This is a genomic window from Kosakonia sp. CFBP8986, from assembly GCF_034044935.1.
In the GTDB taxonomy this organism is placed as follows: Bacteria; Pseudomonadota; Gammaproteobacteria; order Enterobacterales; family Enterobacteriaceae; genus Kosakonia; species Kosakonia cowanii.
Map to the genome: position 1 here is coordinate 99,120 of NZ_JAXCXB010000008.1, position 23,782 is coordinate 122,901.

22 protein-coding genes and 7 tRNA genes are annotated in these 23,782 nt (G+C 57.3%); 27 read left to right on the top strand and 2 right to left on the bottom strand.

Annotated elements, in window-relative coordinates:
- Nucleotides 1-65 precede the first annotated feature (65 nt).
- From SOM48_RS18015 to SOM48_RS18050, 8 genes are all read left to right on the top strand, one after another.
- Nucleotides 66-142 (top strand) — tRNA-Met (locus SOM48_RS18015).
- 9 nt (nt 143-151) lie between these two features.
- Nucleotides 152-236: transfer RNA gene (locus tag SOM48_RS18020), tRNA-Leu, on the top strand.
- A 23-nt stretch (nt 237-259) separates the two neighbouring features.
- A tRNA-Gln gene (locus SOM48_RS18025) sits at nt 260-334 on the top strand.
- Nucleotides 335-372: 38 nt separating this feature from the next.
- A tRNA-Gln gene (locus tag SOM48_RS18030) sits at nt 373-447 on the top strand.
- Nucleotides 448-475: 28 nt separating this feature from the next.
- Nucleotides 476-552, top strand: a tRNA-Met gene (locus tag SOM48_RS18035).
- Nucleotides 553-596: 44 nt separating this feature from the next.
- Nucleotides 597-671: transfer RNA gene (locus SOM48_RS18040), tRNA-Gln, on the top strand.
- Between the two features lie 34 nt (nt 672-705).
- Nucleotides 706-780 (top strand) — tRNA-Gln (locus SOM48_RS18045).
- A gap of 122 nt (nt 781-902) precedes the next feature.
- Nucleotides 903-1,487, top strand: a complete 585-nt coding sequence (locus tag SOM48_RS18050; RefSeq protein WP_139965427.1) for a hypothetical protein — start codon at nt 903-905, stop codon at nt 1,485-1,487.
- 34 nt (nt 1,488-1,521) lie between these two features.
- Here the strand turns inward: SOM48_RS18050 and ubiF are convergent, their stop codons facing one another.
- Nucleotides 1,522-2,694, bottom strand: a complete 1,173-nt coding sequence (gene ubiF, locus SOM48_RS18055) for a 3-demethoxyubiquinol 3-hydroxylase (RefSeq protein WP_320512688.1) — start codon at nt 2,692-2,694, stop codon at nt 1,522-1,524.
- A 172-nt stretch (nt 2,695-2,866) separates the two neighbouring features.
- Here ubiF and miaB point away from each other — a divergent pair, with 172 nt between their 5' ends.
- From miaB to SOM48_RS18100, 9 genes are all read left to right on the top strand, one after another.
- Nucleotides 2,867-4,291: a tRNA (N6-isopentenyl adenosine(37)-C2)-methylthiotransferase MiaB gene (miaB, locus tag SOM48_RS18060; protein WP_023480007.1), complete on the top strand. Its 1,425-nt coding sequence runs from the start codon at nt 2,867-2,869 to the stop codon at nt 4,289-4,291.
- A gap of 141 nt (nt 4,292-4,432) precedes the next feature.
- Nucleotides 4,433-5,479, top strand: a complete 1,047-nt coding sequence (locus tag SOM48_RS18065; RefSeq protein ID WP_023479981.1) for a PhoH family protein — start codon at nt 4,433-4,435, stop codon at nt 5,477-5,479.
- On the top strand, nt 5,476-5,943 hold the full coding sequence (gene ybeY, locus SOM48_RS18070; RefSeq protein ID WP_023479990.1) for an rRNA maturation RNase YbeY: 468 nt from the start codon (nt 5,476-5,478) through the stop codon (nt 5,941-5,943). The genes SOM48_RS18065 and ybeY overlap by 4 nt, the downstream gene beginning before the upstream one ends.
- A gap of 103 nt (nt 5,944-6,046) precedes the next feature.
- Nucleotides 6,047-6,925, top strand: a complete 879-nt coding sequence (gene corC / locus SOM48_RS18075; RefSeq protein ID WP_023479952.1) for a CNNM family magnesium/cobalt transport protein CorC — start codon at nt 6,047-6,049, stop codon at nt 6,923-6,925.
- A gap of 5 nt (nt 6,926-6,930) precedes the next feature.
- Nucleotides 6,931-8,469 carry an apolipoprotein N-acyltransferase gene (lnt, locus tag SOM48_RS18080; protein WP_313277887.1) on the top strand — a complete coding sequence of 513 codons (1,539 nt, stop codon included), beginning with the start codon at nt 6,931-6,933 and terminating at the stop codon, nt 8,467-8,469.
- 462 nt (nt 8,470-8,931) lie between these two features.
- On the top strand, nt 8,932-9,852 hold the full coding sequence (locus SOM48_RS18085) for an amino acid ABC transporter substrate-binding protein (RefSeq protein WP_076769549.1): 921 nt from the start codon (nt 8,932-8,934) through the stop codon (nt 9,850-9,852).
- Between the two features lie 158 nt (nt 9,853-10,010).
- On the top strand, nt 10,011-10,751 hold the full coding sequence (gltJ, locus tag SOM48_RS18090; RefSeq protein ID WP_023480005.1) for a glutamate/aspartate ABC transporter permease GltJ: 741 nt from the start codon (nt 10,011-10,013) through the stop codon (nt 10,749-10,751).
- Nucleotides 10,752-10,753: 2 nt separating this feature from the next.
- Nucleotides 10,754-11,428, top strand: a complete 675-nt coding sequence (gene gltK, locus SOM48_RS18095; RefSeq protein ID WP_054804212.1) for a glutamate/aspartate ABC transporter permease GltK — start codon at nt 10,754-10,756, stop codon at nt 11,426-11,428.
- On the top strand, nt 11,428-12,153 hold the full coding sequence (locus SOM48_RS18100; protein WP_023479949.1) for an amino acid ABC transporter ATP-binding protein: 726 nt from the start codon (nt 11,428-11,430) through the stop codon (nt 12,151-12,153). Before gltK ends, SOM48_RS18100 begins: the two co-directional genes overlap by 1 nt.
- 42 nt (nt 12,154-12,195) lie before the next feature.
- On the opposite strand, the gene SOM48_RS18105 is transcribed toward SOM48_RS18100, so the two are convergent.
- A complete protein-coding gene (locus SOM48_RS18105) occupies nt 12,196-12,678 on the bottom strand; it encodes a zinc ribbon-containing protein (protein ID WP_054804213.1) in 483 nt (160 codons plus the stop codon).
- 233 nt (nt 12,679-12,911) lie between these two features.
- Here SOM48_RS18105 and leuS point away from each other — a divergent pair, with 233 nt between their 5' ends.
- The 10 genes from leuS (at nt 12,912) to rlpA (ending at nt 23,720) form a co-directional block, all read left to right on the top strand.
- On the top strand, nt 12,912-15,494 hold the full coding sequence (gene leuS, locus SOM48_RS18110) for a leucine--tRNA ligase (protein ID WP_139568426.1): 2,583 nt from the start codon (nt 12,912-12,914) through the stop codon (nt 15,492-15,494).
- A 14-nt stretch (nt 15,495-15,508) separates the two neighbouring features.
- Nucleotides 15,509-16,075 carry an LPS assembly lipoprotein LptE gene (lptE, locus tag SOM48_RS18115; RefSeq protein WP_076769547.1) on the top strand — a complete coding sequence of 189 codons (567 nt, stop codon included), beginning with the start codon at nt 15,509-15,511 and terminating at the stop codon, nt 16,073-16,075.
- Entirely contained in the window at nt 16,075-17,106 is a 1,032-nt protein-coding gene (gene holA, locus SOM48_RS18120; protein ID WP_320512689.1) for a DNA polymerase III subunit delta, read from the top strand. Before lptE ends, holA begins: the two co-directional genes overlap by 1 nt.
- 1 nt (nt 17,107) lies before the next feature.
- Entirely contained in the window at nt 17,108-17,749 is a 642-nt protein-coding gene (gene nadD / locus SOM48_RS18125; RefSeq protein WP_320512690.1) for a nicotinate-nucleotide adenylyltransferase, read from the top strand.
- Nucleotides 17,750-17,774: 25 nt separating this feature from the next.
- Nucleotides 17,775-18,392, top strand: coding sequence for an adenosylcobalamin/alpha-ribazole phosphatase (locus SOM48_RS18130; RefSeq protein ID WP_320512691.1), 618 nt, complete (start codon nt 17,775-17,777; stop codon nt 18,390-18,392).
- Between the two features lie 244 nt (nt 18,393-18,636).
- A complete protein-coding gene (rsfS, locus tag SOM48_RS18135) occupies nt 18,637-18,954 on the top strand; it encodes a ribosome silencing factor (RefSeq protein ID WP_023479923.1) in 318 nt (105 codons plus the stop codon).
- Nucleotides 18,955-18,957: 3 nt separating this feature from the next.
- On the top strand, nt 18,958-19,425 hold the full coding sequence (gene rlmH / locus SOM48_RS18140; protein WP_003858701.1) for a 23S rRNA (pseudouridine(1915)-N(3))-methyltransferase RlmH: 468 nt from the start codon (nt 18,958-18,960) through the stop codon (nt 19,423-19,425).
- 26 nt (nt 19,426-19,451) lie between these two features.
- Nucleotides 19,452-21,353, top strand: coding sequence for a peptidoglycan DD-transpeptidase MrdA (mrdA, locus tag SOM48_RS18145; RefSeq protein WP_042715218.1), 1,902 nt, complete (start codon nt 19,452-19,454; stop codon nt 21,351-21,353).
- A gap of 2 nt (nt 21,354-21,355) precedes the next feature.
- On the top strand, nt 21,356-22,468 hold the full coding sequence (gene mrdB, locus SOM48_RS18150; RefSeq protein WP_023479966.1) for a peptidoglycan glycosyltransferase MrdB: 1,113 nt from the start codon (nt 21,356-21,358) through the stop codon (nt 22,466-22,468).
- A gap of 10 nt (nt 22,469-22,478) precedes the next feature.
- On the top strand, nt 22,479-23,720 hold the full coding sequence (gene rlpA / locus SOM48_RS18155; protein ID WP_320512709.1) for an endolytic peptidoglycan transglycosylase RlpA: 1,242 nt from the start codon (nt 22,479-22,481) through the stop codon (nt 23,718-23,720).
- Nucleotides 23,721-23,782: the final 62 nt, after the last annotated feature.

The window sequence follows — 23,782 nt, forward strand, 5'->3', positions numbered from 1 at the left end:
ACGCTCTCAGGCTCAATACGCATAATGCGCCCCGCAACGCCGATAAGGTAACGCGAAAAAAAGATGGCTACGTAGCTCAGCTGGTTAGAGCACAGCACTCATAATGCTGGGGTCACAGGTTCGATTCCCGTCGTAGCCACCATCTTTTTTTGCGGGAGTGGCGAAATTGGTAGACGCACCAGATTTAGGTTCTGGCGCCGCAAGGTGTGCGAGTTCAAGTCTCGCCTCCCGCACCATTCCCAAAGAAGCGTTGCACGGATGGGGTATCGCCAAGCGGTAAGGCACCGGTTTTTGATACCGGCATTCCCTGGTTCGAATCCAGGTACCCCAGCCATCTCTTCTTCGACTCCTGCGTGTTAACGCGTTAGTCGTTGGGGTATCGCCAAGCGGTAAGGCACCGGTTTTTGATACCGGCATTCCCTGGTTCGAATCCAGGTACCCCAGCCAGTCGATGACTGGGTAAGCAGTAAAATTTGGCTACGTAGCTCAGCTGGTTAGAGCACAGCACTCATAATGCTGGGGTCACAGGTTCGATTCCCGTCGTAGCCACCATATTCAAGGCGTAATGCTCAGGCATTAAACCGAAAAAGATTTGTTGGGGTATCGCCAAGCGGTAAGGCAGTGGATTCTGATTCCACCATTCCGAGGTTCGAATCCTCGTACCCCAGCCAACTTCAAAGACGTTTGCTTCGGCAAGCGCACTTTTGGGGTATCGCCAAGCGGTAAGGCAGTGGATTCTGATTCCACCATTCCGAGGTTCGAATCCTCGTACCCCAGCCAATCAAAACAAAAAAGCTCGCTTCGGCGGGCTTTTTTGTTTTCTGCCTCCTGACAATCAGTAGCTGTTAAGCGCCTGAACAGCATGCTAATTTGAGCCATCTTTCCCCTGTCGGGTGCGCACCATGAATTACCAAACTACGACTCTGTGGTTTTACTCCCCCTATCATCTGCTGCTGGTCGTCGCGGTTATTGCCGCCACCTTTCTCGGGCTGACCGCGCCAATCCTCTATTTTCTGGTTATCGGGCTGCTGTTTCCGGTGCTGGTCTCGATGCGGCTGCATATCCTGAGCGAGAACGGCAAAGCAACGTTGATAAAAGAGCGCGAGGAGTGGATGGTCTACGTGCAGGGGATCCCGGTGCATGAGAAGCGCGCCTCGCTGAAAAACCCCTGTTTTTCCACGCCTGAGCGGCTGTGCCAGTTTTTTATGCGCGGTTTTATGACGAGAGCGCTGATCCAACTCGCAGCCATCGCGATGTTGATCGACCAGGCGCGCGCCAATCCGCTGGTAAGTTATGAAGGGCTGGCGGCGGGCACCATGCTGGTTCTGCTGCTGATACCGCTCTACCGCACAGCGCGCGCCATCAGCGATGTGCATGCAGGGAAATGGGCGTTGCAGGAGATTGATGCGACAACAGGCTATCAGGCCTATTTCGTTGACAACAAACGGGTGAAGACGGCACTCGACAGGATGCTTGCGGTGCCGTAACGGTATACGCGAGCGACCTGTCGCTCGCGCTTTTTTACAGACCTAAGGCGTATTTCAGCGCCTGGCGTTTCAACCCTCCGGCGCGCTCTGCCGCCATCAGGCCAATATTGCGTAACACACGCAGCGGGCCAAGATCGTTACTGAACCCGGCATAAAAGAGATCCATACCGCTCTGCATAATGAAGTTATCCGCCCTGCGCCGCGTCTGGTAGCGTTGCAGCACCTCGCGGCTGGCCCATGCTTCGCCGTGGCTGCGGGCGCGTGACAGCACATCCAGCAGCGCATCAACATCGCGATAACCAAGATTCACCCCCTGCCCTGCCAGCGGATGAACGGTGTGCGCCGCATCGCCCACCAGCGCCAGCCCCGGCTGCACATATTGCAGCGCATGGCGACGCACCAGCGGGAACGACGCCGCAGAGACCGCCTTAACGCGCCCCAGCCGTGGTGGAAAGTTGCGGGCGATCTCCTGCTCCAGCTGCGTCATGGAGAGGGTTTGTAACTGGCGGATGCGCGCAGGCTTGTCGTACCACACCAGCGACGCCCAGCGATCATAAAGCGGTAAAAAGGCGTGCGGCCCGTTCGGCGTAAAGTGCTGCCAGGTCGACTCGCCCGCCTCCTGCTCGCACTCAACGCTTATCAGCATGCAGGATTGATCGTACTGCCAGGCATGAATACCGATCCCCGCAGACTGGCGTACCCAGGAGTTGGCACCATCCGCGCCAATCAGCAGTTGTGCCGTTAACGTTTCGCCATTTTCAAAACTTAGGGTTTGGCTGCCCTCACTGGCTTCACGCCCGCTTAGCGTCCCGGTGCTCAACGTCACCTGCGGATGCGCCTGTAACGCCTGCCATAAGGCATACTGCAGAACGCTGTTTTCCACCATATACCCGAGCAGCGGCAGCTTCAGCTCACTGGCGTCAAACAGCACATGGGCGTTTTCCCACTCCCACGTCTCCAGCTGTCGGTAGGGGTGGCAACGCATCGCTTCGATGCTCTCCCAGACGCCCAATCCGCGCAGCAGTTCGACCGAGGCGGCGCTGATCGCCGAGATGCGCACATCCGGCGGCGCGCTGGCATCAAAGGGCGCAGGCGTCTGTTTATCGATAACCGTGACGGCAAAACCCTGTTGCGCCAGCCCTAACGCCAGCGCCCCGCCGACCATACCGCCGCCAACAATAGCGACCTCTGTGGAGTGATTTGTCATGGCGAAGTGTCCTTTTAGATGAATGGCCTAAGTCTACCGGATTTTTGCGCCCTTGCCCCCCGTCAACCGTCATACTGGTCAGGGCGCAACCAAAGCATTACAATACGCGGCCTGCAATCCTGGCTTATACCCGTCATACTCCGGGTATACGAACTTACGCAAGAGCAAGTCGATGACAAAAAAACTCCATATTAAAACCTGGGGCTGTCAGATGAACGAATATGATTCATCAAAGATGGCCGATCTGCTGGATGCCACCCACGGCTATCAACTGACCGAGGTTGCGGAAGAAGCGGATGTGCTGCTGCTCAATACCTGCTCAATCCGCGAAAAAGCCCAGGAGAAAGTTTTCCATCAGCTGGGCCGCTGGAAGCTGCTGAAAGAGAAAAACCCGGAGCTGATTATTGGCGTCGGCGGCTGCGTGGCCTCGCAGGAGGGCGATCACATTCGCCAGCGCGCCCACTATGTCGACATCATTTTCGGGCCGCAAACCCTGCACCGTCTGCCGGAGATGATCAACTCCGTGCGCGGCAACCGCAGCCCGGTCGTCGATATCAGCTTCCCGGAAATTGAAAAATTCGACCGCCTGCCGGAGCCGCGCGCCGAAGGCCCGACCGCCTTTGTCTCGATCATGGAAGGGTGCAATAAATATTGCACCTACTGCGTGGTGCCTTACACCCGCGGCGAAGAGGTGAGCCGTCCTTCTGACGACATCCTGTTTGAGATCGCCCAACTGGCGGCGCAGGGCGTGCGTGAAGTGAACCTGCTTGGCCAGAACGTTAACGCCTGGCGCGGTGAAAACTATGACGGCACAACCGGCACTTTTGCCGATCTGCTGCGCCTGGTCGCCGCGATTGACGGCATCGACCGTATTCGCTTTACCACCAGCCACCCGATTGAGTTCACCGACGATATCGTTGATGTCTATCGCGATACGCCGGAGCTGGTGAGCTTCCTGCATCTGCCGGTGCAGAGCGGTTCCGACCGCGTGCTGAACCTGATGGGGCGTACCCACACCGCGCTGGAGTATAAAGCGATCATTCGTAAGCTGCGCGAGGCGCGTCCCGATATTCAGATCAGCTCTGACTTTATCGTCGGCTTCCCGGGCGAAACCACCGATGACTTTGAGAAGACTATGAAGCTGATTGCCGATGTCAATTTCGACATGAGCTACAGCTTTATCTTCTCTGCGCGTCCGGGTACCCCGGCTGCCGACATGGTTGACGACGTGCCGGATGAAGAGAAGAAGCAGCGTCTCTATATCCTGCAAGACCGTATTAACCAGCAGGCGATGGCCTGGAGCCGCCGCATGCTGGGCACCACGCAGCGTATTCTGGTGGAAGGTACTTCGCGTAAGAGCATCATGGAGTTGTCCGGTCGTACCGAGAACAACCGCGTGGTGAACTTCGAAGGCACGCCGGAGATGATCGGCAAGTTTGTCGACGTCGAGATCGTTGATGTTTATACCAACTCCCTGCGCGGCGTGCTGGTGCGTACCGAAGAGGAGATGGGGCTGCGCGTTGCGGAATCTCCGGCTTCGGTGATCGCCCGTACCCGTAAAGAGAACGAGCTTGGCGTAGGTACGTATCAGCCGTAAAACCTCAGGCCTGCCATTTCTGGCAGGCCTTGCTTTTCCCCGCGATCACCCCAACATGCTGTCTGATGCTTGCGACTTCTGGCGATGCCGTAAATACTTGCCAGAGAGACGCTATGGCGACACATATCAAAGAGGAACAGTTTGAACATAGATACGCGTGAAATCACCCTTGAGCCAGCGGACAACGCACGTCTGCTAAGTCTGTGCGGCCCGTTTGACGACAACATCAAACAACTGGAGCGGCGACTGGGCATCGAAATCAACCGCCGCGATAATCACTTCAAACTCACCGGACGCGAAATTTGCGTCAACGCGGCTGCCGATATTCTGCACACGCTGTATGTCGACACTGCGCCGATGCGCGGTCAGACCCAGGATATCGAGCCGAACCAGATCCACCTGGCGATCAAAGAAGCGCGCGTGCTGGAGCAGAGCGCTGAGAGCGTGCCGGAGTACGGTAAAGCGGTCAACATCAAGACCAAGCGCGGCGTTATCAAGCCACGCACGCCGAACCAGGCGCAGTACATCGCTAACGTGCTCGATCATGACATCACCTTCGGCGTTGGCCCGGCGGGTACGGGTAAAACCTACCTCGCAGTCGCAGCCGCCGTGGATGCGCTTGAGCGCCAGGAAGTGCGTCGCATTCTGCTGACCCGCCCGGCGGTGGAAGCGGGTGAAAAGCTCGGCTTCCTGCCCGGCGATCTCAGCCAGAAGGTTGACCCTTATCTGCGCCCGCTCTACGACGCGCTGTTTGAGATGCTTGGCTTTGAGCGCGTTGAGAAGCTGATGGAGCGCAACGTCATTGAGGTCGCCCCGCTCGCTTATATGCGTGGTCGCACCCTGAATGATGCCTTTATCATTCTTGATGAGAGCCAGAACACCACCATCGAACAGATGAAGATGTTCCTGACGCGTATTGGTTTTAACTCGAAAGCGGTGATCACCGGCGACGTCACACAGATTGACCTGCCGCGCAGCACCAAATCGGGCCTGCGCCACGCTATCGAAGTGTTGGCGAATGTCGATGAGATCAGCTTCAACTTCTTCCACAGCGAAGACGTGGTGCGCCACCCGGTGGTAGCACGCATTGTTATCGCTTATGAAGCCTGGGAAGAAGCGGAGCAAAAACGGAAAGCAGAACTGGCCGCCGAGCGTAAGCGCGAAGCCCAGGATCAGGAGCAGAAATGAGTCAGGTGATCCTCGATTTACAGCTGGCCTGCGAAGATAACACCGGCCTGCCGGATGAAGCGCAGTTTCAGGCCTGGCTGGACGCGGTGATCCCGCAGTTCCAGCCGGAAGCGGAAGTGACCATCCGCCTGGTCGACAGCGCAGAGAGTCACGAGCTAAACCTGACCTATCGCGGGAAAGATAAGCCGACCAACGTGCTCTCTTTCCCGTTCGAAGCGCCGCCCGGTATCGAAATGCCGCTGCTGGGCGATCTGATCATCTGCCGCCAGGTGGTTGAGCAGGAGGCGCTCGAACAGGTTAAACCCCTCGAAGCCCACTGGGCGCATATGGTGATCCACGGCAGCTTACACCTGCTGGGGTATGACCATATCGAGGATGAGGAAGCGGAAGAGATGGAAGGGATCGAGACAGAGATAATGCTTGCTCTGGGCTATGAGGATCCGTACATTTCCGAGAAGGAGTAGTCTGTGCGCCAGTTCGCTGGCGCATTGGCACAAAATGCCGTCCGGCGCTGAGTTTACGCGTGACGAGCGACAATTCAACCAACATGAGAACCCACACGACGCCATGAGCGACGATAACTCACACAGTAGCGACAACACCAACAGCAAAAAGGGATTCTTCTCCCTTTTACTCAGCCAGCTCTTTCACGGCGAACCGAAAAACCGTGATGAATTACTGGCTCTGATCCGAGACTCCGGGCAGAACGAGCTTATCGATGAAGATACGCGCGACATGCTCGAAGGGGTGATGGATATTGCGGACCAGCGCGTACGCGACATCATGATCCCCCGTTCACAAATGATCACCCTGAAACGCAACCAGACGCTGGACGAGTGTCTCGATGTCATTATCGAGTCCGCCCACTCGCGTTTCCCGGTCATTAGCGAAGACAAAGATCATATCGAAGGGATTCTGATGGCGAAGGATCTGCTGCCGTTTATGCGCAGCGATGCCGAAGCATTCAGCATGGAAAAAGTGTTACGCCCGGCAGTGGTGGTACCGGAGAGCAAGCGCGTTGACCGTATGCTCAAAGAGTTCCGTTCCCAGCGCTACCACATGGCTATCGTTATTGATGAGTTTGGTGGTGTCTCCGGTCTGGTCACTATCGAAGATATTCTTGAGCTGATCGTCGGAGAAATCGAAGACGAGTATGACGAAGAAGAGGATATCGATTTCCGCCAGCTGAGCCGTCACACCTGGACGGTGCGCGCGCTGGCGCCGATTGAAGACTTTAACGACACCTTCGGTACCCACTTCAGCGATGAAGAGGTCGATACCATTGGCGGTCTGGTGATGCAGGCGTTTGGTCACCTCCCCGCGCGCGGCGAATCTATCGACATTGATGGTTACCAATTCAAGGTCGCTATGGCAGACAGTCGACGTATTATTCAGGTCCATGTCAGAATGCCGGATGATTCTCCGCAACCGAAACTGGATGAGTAATGTAAATGGTATTTGCCGCCTTGTTTGAGCGCCAGCGCGTCCGTCTGCTGCTGGCGTTACTGTTCGGAGCCAGCGGAACGCTGGCTTTTTCACCTTATGACCTCTGGCCCGCCGCGCTTCTCTCCCTGATGGGCCTGCAGGGCTTAACCCTTAACCGCCGTCCGTTACAGGCCGCCTGGATTGGCTACGCCTGGGGGCTTGGCCTGTTTGGCAGCGGCGTGCACTGGGTCTATGTCAGCATCGCGCAGTTTGGCGGCATGCCTGGCCCAATCAATGTCTTTATCGTCGCGCTGCTGGCGGCTTATCTCTCGCTCTATACCGGCCTGTTTGCCGGCCTGCTCGCGCGCCTGTGGCCAAAAACCAGCTGGCTGCGCGTGGCGGTTGCCGCGCCGGTGGTGTGGCAGATCACCGAGTTCCTGCGTGGCTGGGTGCTGACCGGCTTCCCGTGGCTGCAGTTTGGCTATAGCCAGATTGATGGCCCGCTGAAAGGTCTGGCACCGGTGCTCGGCGTCGAGTCGATTAACATCCTGCTGATGGTCGTCAGCGGCCTGCTGGTGCTGGCGCTGGCAACCCGTAACTGGCGTCCGCTGGTGGCGGCGGTTGTGCTCTTCGCCCTCCCCTTCCCGCTGCGTTTTATTCAGTGGTATCAGCTGCTGCCAGATCGCACCACCCAGGTGACGATGGTGCAGGGTAATATTCCCCAGTCGATGAAGTGGGACGCAGGTGAGCTACTCAATACGCTGAAGATTTACGCCGGTGCGACAGAGCAGGTGCTGGGCAAGTCGCAGCTGATTATCTGGCCAGAGTCGGCAATCCCGGATCTGGAGATTAATCAGCAGGGTTTTCTCAACCAGATGGATAAAACCCTGCGGGCGAACAATGCCACGCTGATTACCGGTATTGTTGATGCGCGTCTCAATCAACAGAATCGCTACGACACCTACAACGCGGCGATTACGCTGGGGACCGGCAGCCCGTATAGCTATCGCTCAACGGATCGCTACAACAAAAATCACCTCGTGCCGTTTGGCGAGTTTGTGCCGCTGGAGTCGATTCTGCGACCGCTCGCGCCCTTCTTCGATCTGCCGATGTCCTCCTTTAGCCGTGGCTCTTATGTGCAGGCACCGCTGTCGGCTCATGGTTTAAAACTGACGGCGGCAATCTGCTACGAGATTATTCTCGGCGAGCAAGTGCGGGATAACTTCCGTCCGGACACCGACTTCCTGTTGACCATCTCCAACGATGCCTGGTTTGGTAAGTCAATTGGGCCATGGCAGCACTTCCAGATGGCGCGTATGCGTTCGCTGGAGCTGGCGCGCCCGCTGCTGCGCAGCACCAATAACGGCATTACCGCCGTGATTGGGCCGCAGGGGGAGATCCAGGCGATGCTGCCGCAGTTCACCCGCGAGATGCTGACGGCGAAAGTAACCCCCACCAGCGGGTTAACGCCGTATGCACGAATGGGTAACTGGCCGGTGTGGATTATCACGGTTCTGCTGGGCTTTGCCGCGCTGGTGTTGGGCCTGCGTCAACGCCGCCGTTAATTTCTGCCTTAGATTGCCGGATGGCGCTGCGCTTATCCGGCCTACAAAACTTCACACTTCCCCGTAGGCCGGATAAGGCGCAAGCCGCCATCCGGCAGTGACCTCATCTCTTTGCCGAATAGCGCTGCGCTTATCCGGCCTGGGTGACTTCTCACTTCTTCATCCGCCAAACTGGCATGCCGCTTGCTTATATCTACCCTGTGACGACCAAATCTGCCCGTGCGTAAACGGGTCGCACCGGCAGGGATCGGTCGCAGCACTATTCTGGTGCAATGTGAGATTTTTGCCTCTAAACGGTGCGGCGCGCCTCGCAAAAATAAACAATACCGCAGCAAATTCTTTACATTAAGCCAGACTAAATGTAACAAACACACACGACACTGCACGAATATGTAGCAGCACATAACAACAACACAACGGGTATCACTGTGCTTTACGCACTGACGATAAAGGAGTCTGGATATGCAATTACGTAAACTGGCCGCCGCCATGCTGGTGATGGGACTGTCCGCCGGTCTGGCACACGCCGAAGAGGCGAAGCCTGCCGACGCAGCGGCTCAGCAATCGACGCTGGATAAAATTGCCAAAAACGGCGTTATCGTCGTCGGTCACCGTGAATCTTCCGTACCGTTCTCCTATTACGACAACGCACAGAAAGTTGTCGGTTATTCACAAGACTACTCCAATGCTATCGTTGAAGCGGTGAAGAAAAAGCTCAACAAGCCGGATCTGGCCGTTAAGCTGATTCCTGTCACCTCGCAGAACCGCATTCCGCTGCTGCAAAACGGCACCTTCGATTTTGAGTGTGGCTCCACCACTAACAACGTCGAGCGCCAGAAACAGGCGGCCTTCTCTGACACCATTTTCGTGGTTGGCACCCGTCTGCTGACCAAAAAAGGCGGCCCGATCAAAGATTTCGCCGACCTGAAAGGCAAAGCCGTGGTTGTCACCTCCGGCACCACCTCCGAGATCCTGCTTAACAAGCTGAACGACGAGAAGAAGATGGATATGCGCATCATCAGCGCGAAAGATCACGGCGACTCCTTCCGTACGCTGGAGAGCGGCCGCGCGGTGGCCTTTATGATGGATGATGCCCTGCTGGCTGGCGAGCGCGCGAAGGCGAAGAAACAAGATAACTGGGAGATCGTCGGCACGCCGCAGTCGAAAGAGGCTTACGGCTGTATGCTGCGCAAAAACGATCCGGAATTTAAAAAGCTGATGGATGAGACCATCGCGCAGTACCAGACCTCTGGCGCGGCGGAAAAATCGTTCACCAAGTGGTTTAAAAACCCGATTCCACCGAAAAACATGAACCTGAACTTCGATCTTTCTGACGACATGAAAGCGCTGTTCAAAGAACCGAATGACAAAGCTCTGAACTAATTACAACCATTAGGGGCGGGTTTACCTGCCCTCTCGATTGTCGAAGCTGCACGGACAGACTATGCGTTGAGTGGCCGTTCCCCACTCAGCGTGAACATTCGCACTTCACACAATCTTCGAGGGTAGCGCTGCTACCCTTTTTTTTCTGGAGTAGATTTATGTCCATAGACTGGAACTGGGGAATCTTCCTGCAACAGGCCCCGTTCGGCAACACCACCTATCTTGGCTGGTTATGGAGCGGTTTTCAGGTCACCATTGCCCTGTCGGTGACGGCCTGGATTATCGCCTTCCTGGTCGGCTCCCTCTTTGGCATCCTGCGCACCGTTCCCAACCGCTTCCTCTCCGGAATCGGCACCTTATATGTGGAACTGTTCCGTAACGTGCCACTGATTGTGCAGTTCTTTACCTGGTATCTCGTGGTACCGGAGCTGCTGCCGGAAGATATCGGCATGTGGTTTAAGGCAGAACTGGATCCCAACATCCAGTTCTTCCTCTCGTCAATGGTCTGCCTTGGGCTGTTTACTGCCGCTCGCGTCTGCGAGCAGGTGCGTGCCGCGATCCAGTCGCTGCCGCGCGGGCAGAAGAACGCCGGGCTGGCGATGGGCCTGACGCTGCCGCAAACCTACCGCTACGTGCTGCTGCCGAATGCCTACCGCGTGATCGTTCCGCCGATGACCTCCGAGATGATGAACCTGGTGAAAAACTCGGCCATCGCTTCGACCATTGGTCTGGTGGATATGGCGGCGCAGGCGGGCAAACTGCTCGATTACTCCGCCCACGCATGGGAATCTTTTACCGCCATTACCCTCGCTTACGTGGTGATTAACGCCGTGATTATGCTGGTGATGAACCTGGTTGAACGCAAAATCCGCCTGCCGGGCAATATGGGAGGCAAATAACGATGTATGAGTTTGACTGGAGTTCAATCGTCCCTTCCCTCCCCTATCTGTGGGCGGGATTGCTGGTGACGCTGAAAATCACCGCCATCGCCATTGTGTTCGGTATCGTCTGGGGCACGCTGCTGGCAGTGATGCGTCTGTCGACCTTCGCGCCGCTGCGCTGGTTCGCCAAAAGCTACGTTAACGTCTTCCGTTCGATTCCACTGGTGATGGTGCTGCTGTGGTTCTATCTGATCGTGCCGGGTTTTCTGCAAAACGTGCTGGGCCTGTCGCCGAAAACCGATATCCGGCTTATCTCGGCGATGGTCGCCTTCGCGATGTTTGAGGCGGCGTACTACTCAGAGATTATCCGCGCCGGGATCCAGAGTATCTCCCGCGGGCAGTCGAGCGCGGCGCTGGCGCTCGGCATGACGCACTGGCAGTCGATGAAGCTGATTATTCTGCCGCAGGCGTTTCGCGCCATGGTGCCGCTGCTGCTTACCCAGGGCATCGTCTTATTCCAGGACACCTCGTTAGTGTATGTCCTGAGCCTGGCGGATTTCTTCCGCACGGCCTCCACGATTGGCGAGCGTGACGGTACGCAGGTCGAGATGATCCTGTTTGCCGGCGCTGTCTATTTTGTTATCAGTTTGAGTGCTTCGCTGTTGGTCAGCTGGCTGAAGAAAAGGACCGTCTAATGATTTCCCTGAAAAATGTTTCGAAATGGTATGGCCACTTTCAGGTGTTGACCGACTGCTCCACCGAAGTGAAAAAGGGCGAGGTGGTGGTAGTTTGCGGCCCGTCGGGTTCCGGTAAATCGACGCTGATCAAAACCGTCAATGGCCTTGAGCCGGTGCAGAAAGGCGAGATCCTGGTAAACGGCACCAAAGTGAACGACAAGAAAACCAATCTCGCAGAGCTGCGCTCCCACGTGGGTATGGTGTTCCAGCACTTTGAGCTCTTCCCGCACCTGTCGATTATCGAAAACCTGACGCTGGCGCAGGTGAAAGTGCTGAAACGCGATAAAGCGGCGGCGCGCGACAAAGGACTGAAGCTGCTGGAGCGCGTTGGGCTGACGGCACACGCCAATAAGTTCCCGGCACAACTCTCCGGCGGTCAGCAGCAGCGCGTGGCGATTGCCCGTGCGCTCTGCATGGATCCCGTAGCAATGCTGTTTGATGAACCGACATCAGCACTCGATCCGGAGATGATCAACGAAGTGCTGGACGTGATGGTCGAACTGGCTAACGAAGGGATGACGATGATGGTGGTAACCCACGAAATGGGCTTCGCCCGTAAAGTGGCGAACCGCGTGATCTTTATGGATGAAGGGAAAATCGTCGAAGACTCGGAGAAGGATGCCTTCTTTAACGATCCGAAATCGGATCGCGCAAAAGACTTCCTCGCCAAGATCCTGCATTAATCCCCTTACGCCTGCCCGCGCGATGTGGGCAGGCGCTTGCTGTTAAGGTTCGAACGGACGGCGCTGGAACTGATCGTGCCCGCATTTCGGGCATAACGGCAGCACATCCGGCGTGTAGACCGCCAGATGGAAATGGCACTTCTCGCAGACCAGGTTCCCCAGCCCGACCACCTCCCCGCTGTGATAGACGCCGTGATGGTTGAGATCCTGAAACACCTCGCGCCACTCCAGCTGGGTTTTATCGGTAATATCCGCCAGCTCCTGCCAGATGCTCTCTTTAATTACCCGCATAAAGACGCCGTCGGTGACCTCACTCTGGCTTTCGTTGTAGCTGCGGGCGAACTCTTCCAAATCGCGACGAATAGCGCGCATTAACTCATCCGTCTCGGTTCGCGTTAACTCACCGGTCTGTGTGACCCTCAGGCGAGCCTGTTCAACCAATGCGTCAATATCGCGATCGCCATTACGCAGGCGCTCGGTCAGTGAAGCGACCAGTTCACGGTAAAATTGCGCAACCTTGTTCATCGTTTCGCCTCCGGTTAAGTGATTCATTTTAATGATAGACGTTAATTTCCCCCGCCTCTGCCGAGCCGTCTGTTGCGTGATGAAAAAGTGATGTGGCGCAGAGAAGGGCTATTTCGACGGCGCTTTTCGGAAAGGCTGTTTTGAGGCTGGCGTTTGGGCTATGCTATGCCGACTAAAAACCACCTATTAACGCTACATTTGTAGCTGTAGCAAAAACAGGACTACTGGCTGCCATGCAAGAGCAATACCGCCCGGAAGAGATAGAATCCACCGTACAGCGTCACTGGGAAGAAAAACGCACATTCGAGGTCACCGAAGACGAGAGCAAAGAGAAATACTATTGCCTGTCGATGCTTCCCTATCCTTCTGGCCGACTACACATGGGCCACGTCCGTAACTACACCATTGGCGATGTGATCGCCCGCTACCAGCGCATGCTGGGTAAAAACGTGCTGCAGCCGATTGGCTGGGATGCGTTTGGCCTGCCGGCTGAAGGCGCCGCGGTGAAAAACAAAACCGCCCCTGCGCCGTGGACCTACGACAATATCGCCTACATGAAAAACCAGCTCAAAATGCTGGGCTTCGGCTACGACTGGAGCCGTGAAGTGGCGACCTGCACCCCGGAATATTACCGCTGGGAGCAAAAATTCTTCACCGAGCTCTATAAAAAAGGGCTGGTCTACAAAAAAACCTCCGCGGTGAACTGGTGCCCGAATGACCAGACCGTACTCGCTAACGAACAGGTTATCGATGGCTGCTGCTGGCGCTGCGATACCAAAGTTGAGCGTAAAGAGATCCCGCAGTGGTTTATCAAAATCACCGCCTATGCCGACGAGCTGCTGAACGATCTGGATAAACTGGATCACTGGCCGGATACCGTGAAAACGATGCAGCGTAACTGGATCGGCCGTTCTGAAGGGGTGGAGATCACCTTTGATGTGCAGAACAGCGACGAGAAGCTGACCGTTTACACCACCCGCCCGGACACCTTTATGGGCGTGACCTATCTCGCCGTTGCCGCCGGTCACCCGCTGGCGCAGCAGGCTGCCCAGAGCAACCCGGAGCTGGCGAGCTTTATCGACGAATGCCGCAACACCAAAGTCGCGGAAGCCGAAATGGCGACGATGGAGAAAAAAGGCGTCGATACCGGCCTGAAAGCGATTCATCCGCTGACCGGCGAAGCGATTCCGGTCTGGACGGCGAACTTTGTGCTGATGGAGTACGGCACCGGCGCGGTGATGGCCGTACCGGGTCACGATCAGCGCGACTACGAGTTTGCCAGCAAATATCAGCTGAACATCAAGCCGGTCATCCTGAATGCCGACGGCAGCGAGCCGGATCTCAGCGCCCAGGCGCTGACCGAAAAAGGCGTGCTGTTTAACTCCGGCGAGTTTGACGGTCTCGACTTCAACGCCGCCTTTAACGCCATTGCTGACAAGCTGGCAGAGAAAGGCGTCGGTGAGCGTAAAGTGAACTTCCGTCTGCGCGACTGGGGCGTTTCCCGTCAGCGTTACTGGGGCGCGCCAATCCCGATGGTGACCCTTGAAGATGGCACCGTGATGCCGACGCCAGAAGACCAGCTGCCGGTGATCCTGCCCGAAGATGTGGTGATGGACGGCATTACCAGCCCGATCAAAGCCGATCCGGAGTGGGCGAAAACCACCGTTAACGGCCAGCCTGCGCTGCGCGAAACGGATACTTTCGACACCTTTATGGAGTCCTCCTGGTACTACGCGCGCTACACCTGCCCGCAGTACAACGAAGGGATGCTGGATCCGAACGCGGCGAACTACTGGCTGCCGGTTGATATCTATATTGGCGGTATCGAACACGCCATCATGCACCTGCTCTACTTCCGCTTCTTCCACAAGCTGATGCGCGATGCGGGCATGGTCACCTCTGATGAACCGGCTAAACAGCTGCTGTGTCAGGGCATGGTGCTGGCAGATGCCTTCTACTACCTCGGCGAAAGCGGCGAGCGTAACTGGGTGTCACCGAAAGAAGCTATCGTCGAGCGTGATGAGAAAGGCCGTATCGTGAAGGCGACCGATGCTGCGGGCCATGAGCTGGTCTACACCGGTATGAGCAAGATGTCGAAGTCGAAAAACAACGGCATCGACCCGCAGGAGATGGTAGAGCGTTACGGCGCGGATACCGTGCGTCTGTTTATGATGTTCGCCTCCCCGGCAGATATGACGCTGGAGTGGCAGGAGTCCGGCGTTGAGGGGGCAAACCGCTTCCTGAAACGCGTCTGGAAACTGGTCTACGAACACACCGCCCAGGGTGCCGTTGCGCCGCTGGATCTGGCTGCGCTGAATGACGATCAGCAGGCGCTGCGCCGTGATGTGCATAAAACCATCGCCAAAGTCTCCGATGATATCGGCCGTCGCCAGACCTTCAACACCGCCATCGCGGCGATCATGGAGCTGATGAACAAGCTGGCGAAAGCGCCGCAGGAGAGCGAGCAGGATCGCGCTCTGATGCAGGAAGCGCTGCTGGCAGTGGTGCGTATGCTCAACCCGTTCACCCCGCATGCCAGCTTCACGCTGTGGCAGGAGCTGGGCGGCGAAGGCGACATCGATAACGCGCCGTGGCCGGTTGCCGACGAGAAAGCGATGGTTGAAAACACCACGCTGGTCGTCGTGCAGGTCAACGGCAAAGTGCGCGGTAAAATTACCGTCGCTGTTGATGCAACAGAAGAACAGGTTCGTGAACGCGCAGGCCAGGAGCACCTGGTGGCGAAATATCTTGAGGGCGTTACCGTACGTAAAGTGATTTATGTACCGGGCAAACTGCTCAATCTGGTCGTTGGTTAAGCGCGGGAGGAAGCGTGCGATATCTGGCAACACTGTTCGTAACCCTGGCGGTGCTGGTCACCGCCGGATGCGGCTGGCATCTGCGGAACACAACTCAGGTGCCGCCGGAAATGAAAACGATGATCTTTAACTCTGGCGATCCGAATGGACCGCTGAGCCGGGCTGTTCGTAGCCAGCTTCGCCTCAACGGCGTGACGCTGCTCGATGACAGCACGCTGCGTCAGGATGTACCGTCGCTGCGTCTCGGCTCTGTATCAATGGGACGTGATACTGCTTCCGTTTTCCAGAATGGCCAGACCGCAGAGTATCAAATGGTGCTGACCGTACATGCAAGTGTGTTGATCCCGGGTCACGATATCTATCCGATCAGCACCAAGGTGTACCGTTCGTTCTTTGATAACCCGCAGAAAGCGCTGGCAAAAGCGGCTGAGCAGGAGATCATTACACAAGAGATGTATAACAAAGCCGCAGAGCAGCTGATTCGTCAGTTGCCGAGCGTGCGTACGGCGGATGCGAAAAACACGCAAAATAGTGAGGCTTCCTCAAGCGTGACGCCCGCCCCGGCAACGCCAGGTAGCTGATGCTCAGGCTTTATCCGGAACAACTCCGCGCGCAGCTCAATGAAGGGCTGCGCGCGGCCTATCTGCTGCTCGGTAACGACCCGTTACTGCTGCAAGAGAGCCAGGATGCGGTGCGGCAGGTTGCCGCCACGCAAGGCTTCACGGAACACCACACCTTCTCGCTTGATGCCAGCACCGACTGGGATGCCATCTTCTCTATTTGCCAGGCGCTGAGCCTGTTCGCCAGCCGACAAACCCTGCTGTTACAGCTGCCGGATAACGGCCCGAACGCCGCGTTGAACGAACAACTGGCGAAGCTGGTTGGCCTGCTGCATGAGGATCTGATCCTGATTGTGCGCGGCAATAAGCTTACCAAAGCGCAGGAGAACGCCGCCTGGCTTAGCCAGCTTAATACGCAGGTGGTGCAGGTCAGTTGCCAGACGCCCGAACAGGCGAACCTGCCACGCTGGGTGGCGGCACGGGCAAAACAGAACAAACTGGAGCTGGACGACGCGGCCAATCAACTCCTCTGCTACTGCTACGAGGGGAATTTGCTGGCGCTGGCGCAGGCGCTCGAACGCCTGGCGCTGCTGTGGCCCGACGGCAAGCTTACCCTGCCCCGCGTCGAGCAGGCGGTTAACGATGCCGCGCACTTCACGCCGTTTCACTGGGTCGATGCCCTGCTGGCCGGTAAGAGCAAGCGCGCGTTACATATTCTGACCCAGCTGCGGCTGGAGGCGTGCGAGCCGGTGATCCTCCTGCGTACCGTGCAGCGCGAACTGCTGCTGCTGGTCACGCTGAAACGCCAGATGACGCAGATGCCGCTGCGTGCGCTGTTCGATAAACACCGGGTGTGGCAAAACCGCCGCGGCACCACCACGGAGGCGCTGAACCGGCTGAGTGCCGATCAGCTTCGCCAGGCAGTGCATCTGCTGAGCCGTATTGAGCTGATCGTCAAGCAGGATTACGGTCAGTCGGTCTGGGCGGAGCTGGAGGGGCTTTCTCTGCTACTCTGTCACAAAGCCCTCGCTGACATCTTTATTGATGGTTGATATGAAACAGTTACAAGCGCTGTTTGGCGGCACCTTCGATCCTGTCCATTACGGTCACCTGAAACCGGTGGAAGCGCTGGCAAATCTAATTGGCCTGTCAAAAGTGACGATCATGCCCAATAATGTGCCGCCCCATCGCCCGCAGCCGGAGGCGAACAGCCAGCAGCGCAAAACCATGGTCGAGCTGGCAATCGCGGATAAACCGCTCTTCACCCTTGATGAGCGTGAACTGATGCGCAATGAGCCCTCCTATAGCGCGGATACGCTGCAGGCGTGGCGGCAGGAGTCTGGCGAGCAGGCACCGCTGGCATTTATTATTGGCCAGGACTCGCTGCTCACCTTTCACAGCTGGCATCACTACGACACCATTCTTGATAACTGCCACCTGATAGTCTGCCGCCGCCCGGGTTATGCCCTGACGATGCGCGAAGAGGCGCATCAGCGCTGGCTGGACGCACACCTTACAACCCGCGTAGAGGATCTGCATACTCTGCCCGCCGGCAAAATCTATCTTGCCGAAACGCCGTGGTTTGATATCTCCGCCACGCAGATTCGCCAGCGGCTGGCTCATAATGAGCCGTGCGACGATCTGCTGCCTGCTGCCGTGCTCGAGTACATCCATCAGCAGGGCCTCTACCGCTAAACCGCGCGATAAACAGGAGAAGTGCATGCGACTCTGGTTAATACGCCACGGCGAGACCGAAGCGAACGTGGCCGGGCTCTACAGCGGACATGCCCCTACCCCCTTAACGCCAAAAGGATTAGCCCAGGCGCAAACCCTTCACCACCTGCTCCACGCCGTGCCGTTCGATTATGTGCTCTGCAGCGAACTGGATCGCGCCCAACAGACCGCGGCGCGCGTGCTGGCATCGCGCGATATCAAAACTCATACCACGCCCCTGCTCAATGAGATGTTTTTTGGCGACTGGGAGATGCGCCACCACCGCGATTTAACGCACGACGATCCCGAGCGCTACGCCGCCTGGTGTACCGACTGGCAGCATGCGGTTCCGACTAATGGTGAAGGTTTTCAGGATTTTTCGGCGAGGATCGAGCGCGTGGTGACGCTATTGCAGGAGCTAAAACAGACGCAGAAAAATGTGCTGATCGCCAGCCATCAGGGGGTTATCAGCCTGCTGATTGCACGTTTATTGAGTATGCCCGCCTCGTCGCTGTGGCATTTCCATATTGACCAGGGCTGCTGGAGCCGGGTGGATCTGCGCGACGATTTTGCCACGCTGCGGGTGCTAAACAGCCGCGCGGTCTGGCATCCTGACGATAAGTAGCCGCTTTTTCATCCATCTTTTAAGCTGTAGTGATTCGGTGATTGACAGGACCCCGCAGGCTGCTATTCTCCGCGCGCAGAAATTGTTTTACAAAATTGGCGATGCAATCGCGCGGCCAGGATGGGATGATAGCCCACTTTTCATGTCGCGAAGCCTGGACTTTTGTCCCGACATTCGCCGTCTTTCAGGTATAATGTCAGGCTGTTTATGACCAGTACATTTTTTACTCACCCAGGGGGAACACTTGCAGGGTAAAGCACTCCAGGATTTTGTTATCGACAAAATTGACGACCTGAAAGGTCAGGACATCGTCGCCATTGACGTTCAAGGCAAATCGAGCATCACCGATTGCATGATCGTCTGTACCGGCACTTCAAGCCGCCATGTTGCTTCTATCGCGGATCACGTGGTTCAGGAGTCCCGCGCAGCGGGCATGCTGCCACTGGGCGTAGAGGGTGAAAGCGCCGCCGATTGGGTGGTCGTTGATCTGGGCGACGTCATGGTCCACGTCATGCAGGAAGAGAGCCGTCGTCTGTACGAGCTGGAAAAACTCTGGGGTTGATGCGTGAAGCTGCAACTCGTCGCCGTCGGCACAAAAATGCCGGACTGGGTACAGACAGGTTTTACCGAGTATCTGCGCCGTTTTCCGAAAGATATGCCGTTTGAGCTGGTGGAAATTCCCGCCGGCAAGCGCGGCAAGAACGCGGATATCAAGCGCATCCTCGATAAAGAGGGTGAACTGATGCTGGCCGCCGCCGGCAAAAACCGCATCGTCACCCTTGATATCCCCGGCAAACCGTGGGATACGCCGCAGCTGGCACATGAGCTGGAGCGCTGGAAGCAGGACGGACGCGATGTCAGCCTGCTGATCGGCGGCCCGGAAGGGTTGTCTCCCGCCTGCAAAGCGGCAGCTGAACAAAGTTGGTCGCTCTCTGCGTTGACACTTCCTCACCCGCTGGTGCGTGTGTTGGTTGCCGAAAGCCTGTATCGCGCATGGAGTATCACGACCAACCATCCTTATCACCGTGAGTAACGAGTCTTAGGCGGATTTAGCAGCGGATGAAATTACAGAACTCTTTTCGCGACTATACGGCTGAGTCCGCGCTGTTTGTGCGCCGGGCTGTAGTCGCTTTTACGGGGATATTGCTGCTTTCCGGCGTGCTGATCGCCAACCTTTATAACCTGCAAATCGTCCGCTTTGCGGACTATCAAACCCGCTCCAACGAAAACCGCATCAAACTGGTGCCCATCGCGCCCAGTCGCGGCATTATTTACGATCGCAACGGTACGCCGCTGGCGCTGAACCGCACCATCTACCAGGTGGAGATGATGCCGGAGAAGGTCGATAACGTGCAGCAAACCCTCGACGCGCTGCGCGATGTGGTCGATCTGAACGATGACGATATCGCCAACTTCAAAAAGGAGCGCGCGCGCTCGCACCGCTTTACCTCGATTCCGGTGAAAACCAACCTCACGGAAGTGCAGGTGGCCCGCTTCGCCGTCAACCAGTACCGTTTCCCCGGCGTGGAAGTAAAAGGCTATAAGCGCCGCTACTACCCCTTCGGCTCTGCGTTGACCCACGTGATCGGCTATGTGTCGAAAATCAACGATAAAGACGTAGAGCGGTTGGATAAAGATGGCAAGCTTGCCAACTATGCCGCGACTCACGATATCGGCAAGCTCGGCATCGAGCGCTACTACGAAGATGTGCTGCACGGCCAGACCGGTTATGAAGAAGTAGAAGTGAACAACCGGGGCCGCGTGATCCGCCAGCTGAAAGAGGTGCCGCCGCAGGCAGGACACGATATCTACCTGACGCTCGATCTCAAACTGCAGCAGTATATTGAAACCCTGCTCGCCGGCAGCCGTGCGGCGGTCGTGGTGACCGATCCGCGCACCGGCAGTATCCTGGCGCTGGTCTCAACGCCGAGCTACGACCCGAACCTGTTTGTGGATGGTATCTCCAGCAAGGATTACTCCGGGCTGCTCAATGACCCGAACACGCCGCTGATTAACCGCGCCACCCAAGGCGTCTACCCGCCAGCATCAACGGTTAAGCCTTATGTCGCGGTCTCCGCGCTCAGCGCCGGGGTGATCACCCGCAATACCAGCCTGTTCGATCCCGGCTGGTGGCAGCTTCCGGGTTCCGAAAAACGGTATCGCGACTGGAAAAAATGGGGACACGGGCATCTGAACGTCACCAAATCCCTGGAAGAGTCCGCCGATACCTTCTTCTACCAGGTCGCTTACGACATGGGCATCGACCGCCTTTCCGAGTGGATGAGCAAGTTTGGTTACGGCCACTACACCGGCATCGACCTTTCGGAAGAGCGATCCGGCAACATGCCAACCCGCGAATGGAAACTGAAGCGCTTTAAGAAACCCTGGTATCAGGGCGATACCATCCCGGTCGGCATCGGCCAGGGGTACTGGACCGCGACGCCGATCCAGATGAACAAAGCGATGATGACGCTGATTAATGATGGCATCGTGAAAGTGCCGCACCTGTTAATGAGCACCGTCGAGGACGGCAAAAAAGTGCCGTGGAAGCAGCCCACGCAGCCGCCGGTGGGTGATATTCACTCCGGCTACTGGGAGATTGCCAAAGATGGCATGTATGGCGTCGCGAACCGCCCTAACGGTACCGGTCACAAATACTTTGCCAACGCGCCTTACAAAGCGGCGGCGAAATCGGGTACCGCGCAGGTCTTCGGCCTGAAGGCAAACGAAACCTATAACGCCCATCGTATTGCCGAGCGTCTGCGTGACCATAAATTGATGACCGCTTTCGCCCCGTACGACAATCCGCAGGTCGCCGTCGCCATGATTCTGGAAAACGGCGGCGCAGGTCCGGCCGTGGGTACCATCATGCGGCAGATCCTCGACCACATTATGCTTGGCGACAACAACACCGAATTGCCGGCGGAAAACCCCTCCACGGCCGCGGCAGAGGACCAATAATCATGACGGATAATCCGAACAAAAAATCGTTCTGGGATAAGATCCATCTCGACCCAGCGCTGCTGCTGATCATTCTCGCGCTGCTGTTTTACAGCGCGATCGTTATCTGGAGCGCCAGCGGCCAGGATATCGGCATGACCGAACGTAAAATCGGCCAAATCGCTATGGGGCTGGTGGTCATGGTCGTGCTGGCGCAGGTGCCGCCGCGCGTCTATGAAGGCTGGGCGCCCTATCTCTATGTCTTCTGCGTTATCCTGCTGATTGCGGTTGACGCCTTCGGTGCTATCTCCAAAGGCGCGCAGCGCTGGCTCGATCTCGGCGTGGTGCGCTTTCAGCCGTCAGAGATTGCCAAAATCGCCGTACCGCTGATGGTGGCGCGCTTTATCAACCGTGATGTCTGCCCGCCGTCGCTGAAAAATACCGGCATTGCGCTGGTGCTGATCTTCGTCCCTACCCTGCTGGTAGCGGCGCAGCCGGATCTCGGCACCTCGATTCTGGTAGTGCTCTCCGGGCTGTTTGTGCTGTTTCTCTCCGGCCTGAGCTGGCGGCTAATCGGCATTGCCGCGCTGCTTGTCGCCGCCTTTATTCCGATAATGTGGTTCTTCCTGATGCATGATTATCAGCGCCAGCGCGTGATGATGCTGCTCGATCCGGAAACCGATCCGCTCGGCGCGGGCTACCATATTATTCAGTCGAAAATTGCCATTGGTTCCGGCGGCCTCAGCGGCAAAGGCTGGCTGCACGGTACCCAGTCACAGCTGGAGTTTCTGCCGGAGCGCCACACGGACTTTATCTTCGCCGTACTGGCGGAGGAGCTAGGCCTGGTGGGGATTTTGATCCTGCTGGCGCTCTACCTGCTGTTGATTATGCGCGGGCTGTGGATCGCCGCGCGGGCGCAAACCACCTTTGGCCGGGTGATGGCCGGCGGTTTGATGCTGATTCTGTTCGTATATGTGTTCGTAAATATTGGTATGGTAAGCGGTATCTTGCCGGTGGTAGGCGTTCCGCTGCCGCTGATCAGTTACGGGGGTTCCGCCCTCATCGTACTCATGGCCGGGTTTGGTATCGTGATGTCGATCCATACCCACAGAAAAATGTTGTCCAAGAACGTTTAAGAGGTGCGCAATGCATAAGCTTTGGCCTGGGATCTGTATAGCAGCAGGGTTACTGGCGGCCTGTACGAGTAATGATAATCAGCAGCAGACAATGGTTGCGCCACAGCCTGCGGTCTGCAACGGCCCGGTGGTGGAGATCAGCGGCGCTGAGCCGCGCTATGAAACACCTAACGCCACGGCGAATCAGGATTATGAGCGCGACGGTAAACGCTACACCATCGTGCAGGATCCCTCCCGCTTCAGCCAGGCGGGCTTTGCCGCCATCTATGACGCCGAGCCGGGCAGCAACCTGACCGCCTCCGGTGAAGCGTTCGATCCGATGCAGCTCACTGCCGCGCACCCGACGCTGCCGATTCCAAGCTATGCGCGCATTACCAACCTGGCGAACGGCCGCATGATTGTGGTGCGCATCAACGACCGTGGTCCTTACGGCAGCGACCGCGTTATCTCGCTGTCGCGCGCCTCTGCCGACCGCCTGAACACTTCGAATAACACCAAAGTGCGCATCGATCCGATTATCGTCACGCAGGATGGCTCGCTTTCCGGCCCGGGAATGGCCTGTACCAAAGTGGCGCAGCAGACCTACGCCCTGCCGGCGCGCCCGGATTTGAGCGGGGGCGGCATGAGCGCTGCGCCGCAGCCGAACGAAGCCCAGCCGATGCAGCCGATTGCCGCACAGCCGAGCGACGCTCAGCCAGCGGAAACGCAGGCTAACGTGCAGCCGATCAGTAACGATACGCTGAAAAGCGATGATCCGACCGGTGCCCCGGTGCGCAGCGGCGGTTTCCTCGGCGCGCAAACGCCGCTCGCCTCCGGCGTGCTGGAGAGCAGCGAGGCCGCGCAGCCCGCAATGAACACCACCACCCAGCCTGCTGCCGCTACGCCGGTAAACCAGACAGAGCCGGTTACACAAACGGCTGCGCCTGCCACGCGTAACTCCCCGGTGACGGCACCTGGTTCGGTGCAGGGCACCGTTCACAGCGCGGCACCGGCTGCCAGTGCGCCTGCTGCTGCCGCAGCGGCCAGCGGAAGCTATGTGGTGCAGGTTGGCGCAGTAAGCGATCAGACCCGCGCGCAGCAGTACCAGCAGCGCCTGGCACAGCAGTTCTCCGTGCCGGGTCGCGTGACGCAGAATGGCGCGGTGTGGCGTATTCAGTTAGGGCCGTTCAGCAATAAGTCTGAGGCCAGCGCGTTGCAGCAGCGTCTGCAGAGCGAAGCGCAGTTACAATCTTTTGTAACGCGCGCCCAGTAGTCAGGAAAGGTGTCTGATTTTGTCAATTTGTGTAAGTATGATTCACACTCTCACGCGCAAAG

Coding starts and splice junctions, on each gene's coding strand:
- ybeY (WP_023479990.1), top strand. CDS start 5,476: ATGAGTCAGGTGATCCTCGATTTACAGCTGGCCTGCGAAGATAACACC.
- holA (WP_320512689.1), top strand. CDS start 16,075: ATGCTCAGGCTTTATCCGGAACAACTCCGCGCGCAGCTCAATGAAGGG.
- gltJ (WP_023480005.1), top strand. CDS start 10,011: ATGTCCATAGACTGGAACTGGGGAATCTTCCTGCAACAGGCCCCGTTC.
- SOM48_RS18100 (WP_023479949.1), top strand. CDS start 11,428: ATGATTTCCCTGAAAAATGTTTCGAAATGGTATGGCCACTTTCAGGTG.
- ubiF (WP_320512688.1), bottom strand. CDS start 2,694: ATGACAAATCACTCCACAGAGGTCGCTATTGTTGGCGGCGGTATGGTC.
- nadD (WP_320512690.1), top strand. CDS start 17,108: ATGAAACAGTTACAAGCGCTGTTTGGCGGCACCTTCGATCCTGTCCAT.
- SOM48_RS18085 (WP_076769549.1), top strand. CDS start 8,932: ATGCAATTACGTAAACTGGCCGCCGCCATGCTGGTGATGGGACTGTCC.
- mrdA (WP_042715218.1), top strand. CDS start 19,452: ATGAAATTACAGAACTCTTTTCGCGACTATACGGCTGAGTCCGCGCTG.
- SOM48_RS18130 (WP_320512691.1), top strand. CDS start 17,775: ATGCGACTCTGGTTAATACGCCACGGCGAGACCGAAGCGAACGTGGCC.
- leuS (WP_139568426.1), top strand. CDS start 12,912: ATGCAAGAGCAATACCGCCCGGAAGAGATAGAATCCACCGTACAGCGT.
- lnt (WP_313277887.1), top strand. CDS start 6,931: ATGGTATTTGCCGCCTTGTTTGAGCGCCAGCGCGTCCGTCTGCTGCTG.
- rlpA (WP_320512709.1), top strand. CDS start 22,479: ATGCATAAGCTTTGGCCTGGGATCTGTATAGCAGCAGGGTTACTGGCG.
- corC (WP_023479952.1), top strand. CDS start 6,047: ATGAGCGACGATAACTCACACAGTAGCGACAACACCAACAGCAAAAAG.
- mrdB (WP_023479966.1), top strand. CDS start 21,356: ATGACGGATAATCCGAACAAAAAATCGTTCTGGGATAAGATCCATCTC.
- SOM48_RS18105 (WP_054804213.1), bottom strand. CDS start 12,678: ATGAACAAGGTTGCGCAATTTTACCGTGAACTGGTCGCTTCACTGACC.
- SOM48_RS18050 (WP_139965427.1), top strand. CDS start 903: ATGAATTACCAAACTACGACTCTGTGGTTTTACTCCCCCTATCATCTG.
- miaB (WP_023480007.1), top strand. CDS start 2,867: ATGACAAAAAAACTCCATATTAAAACCTGGGGCTGTCAGATGAACGAA.
- gltK (WP_054804212.1), top strand. CDS start 10,754: ATGTATGAGTTTGACTGGAGTTCAATCGTCCCTTCCCTCCCCTATCTG.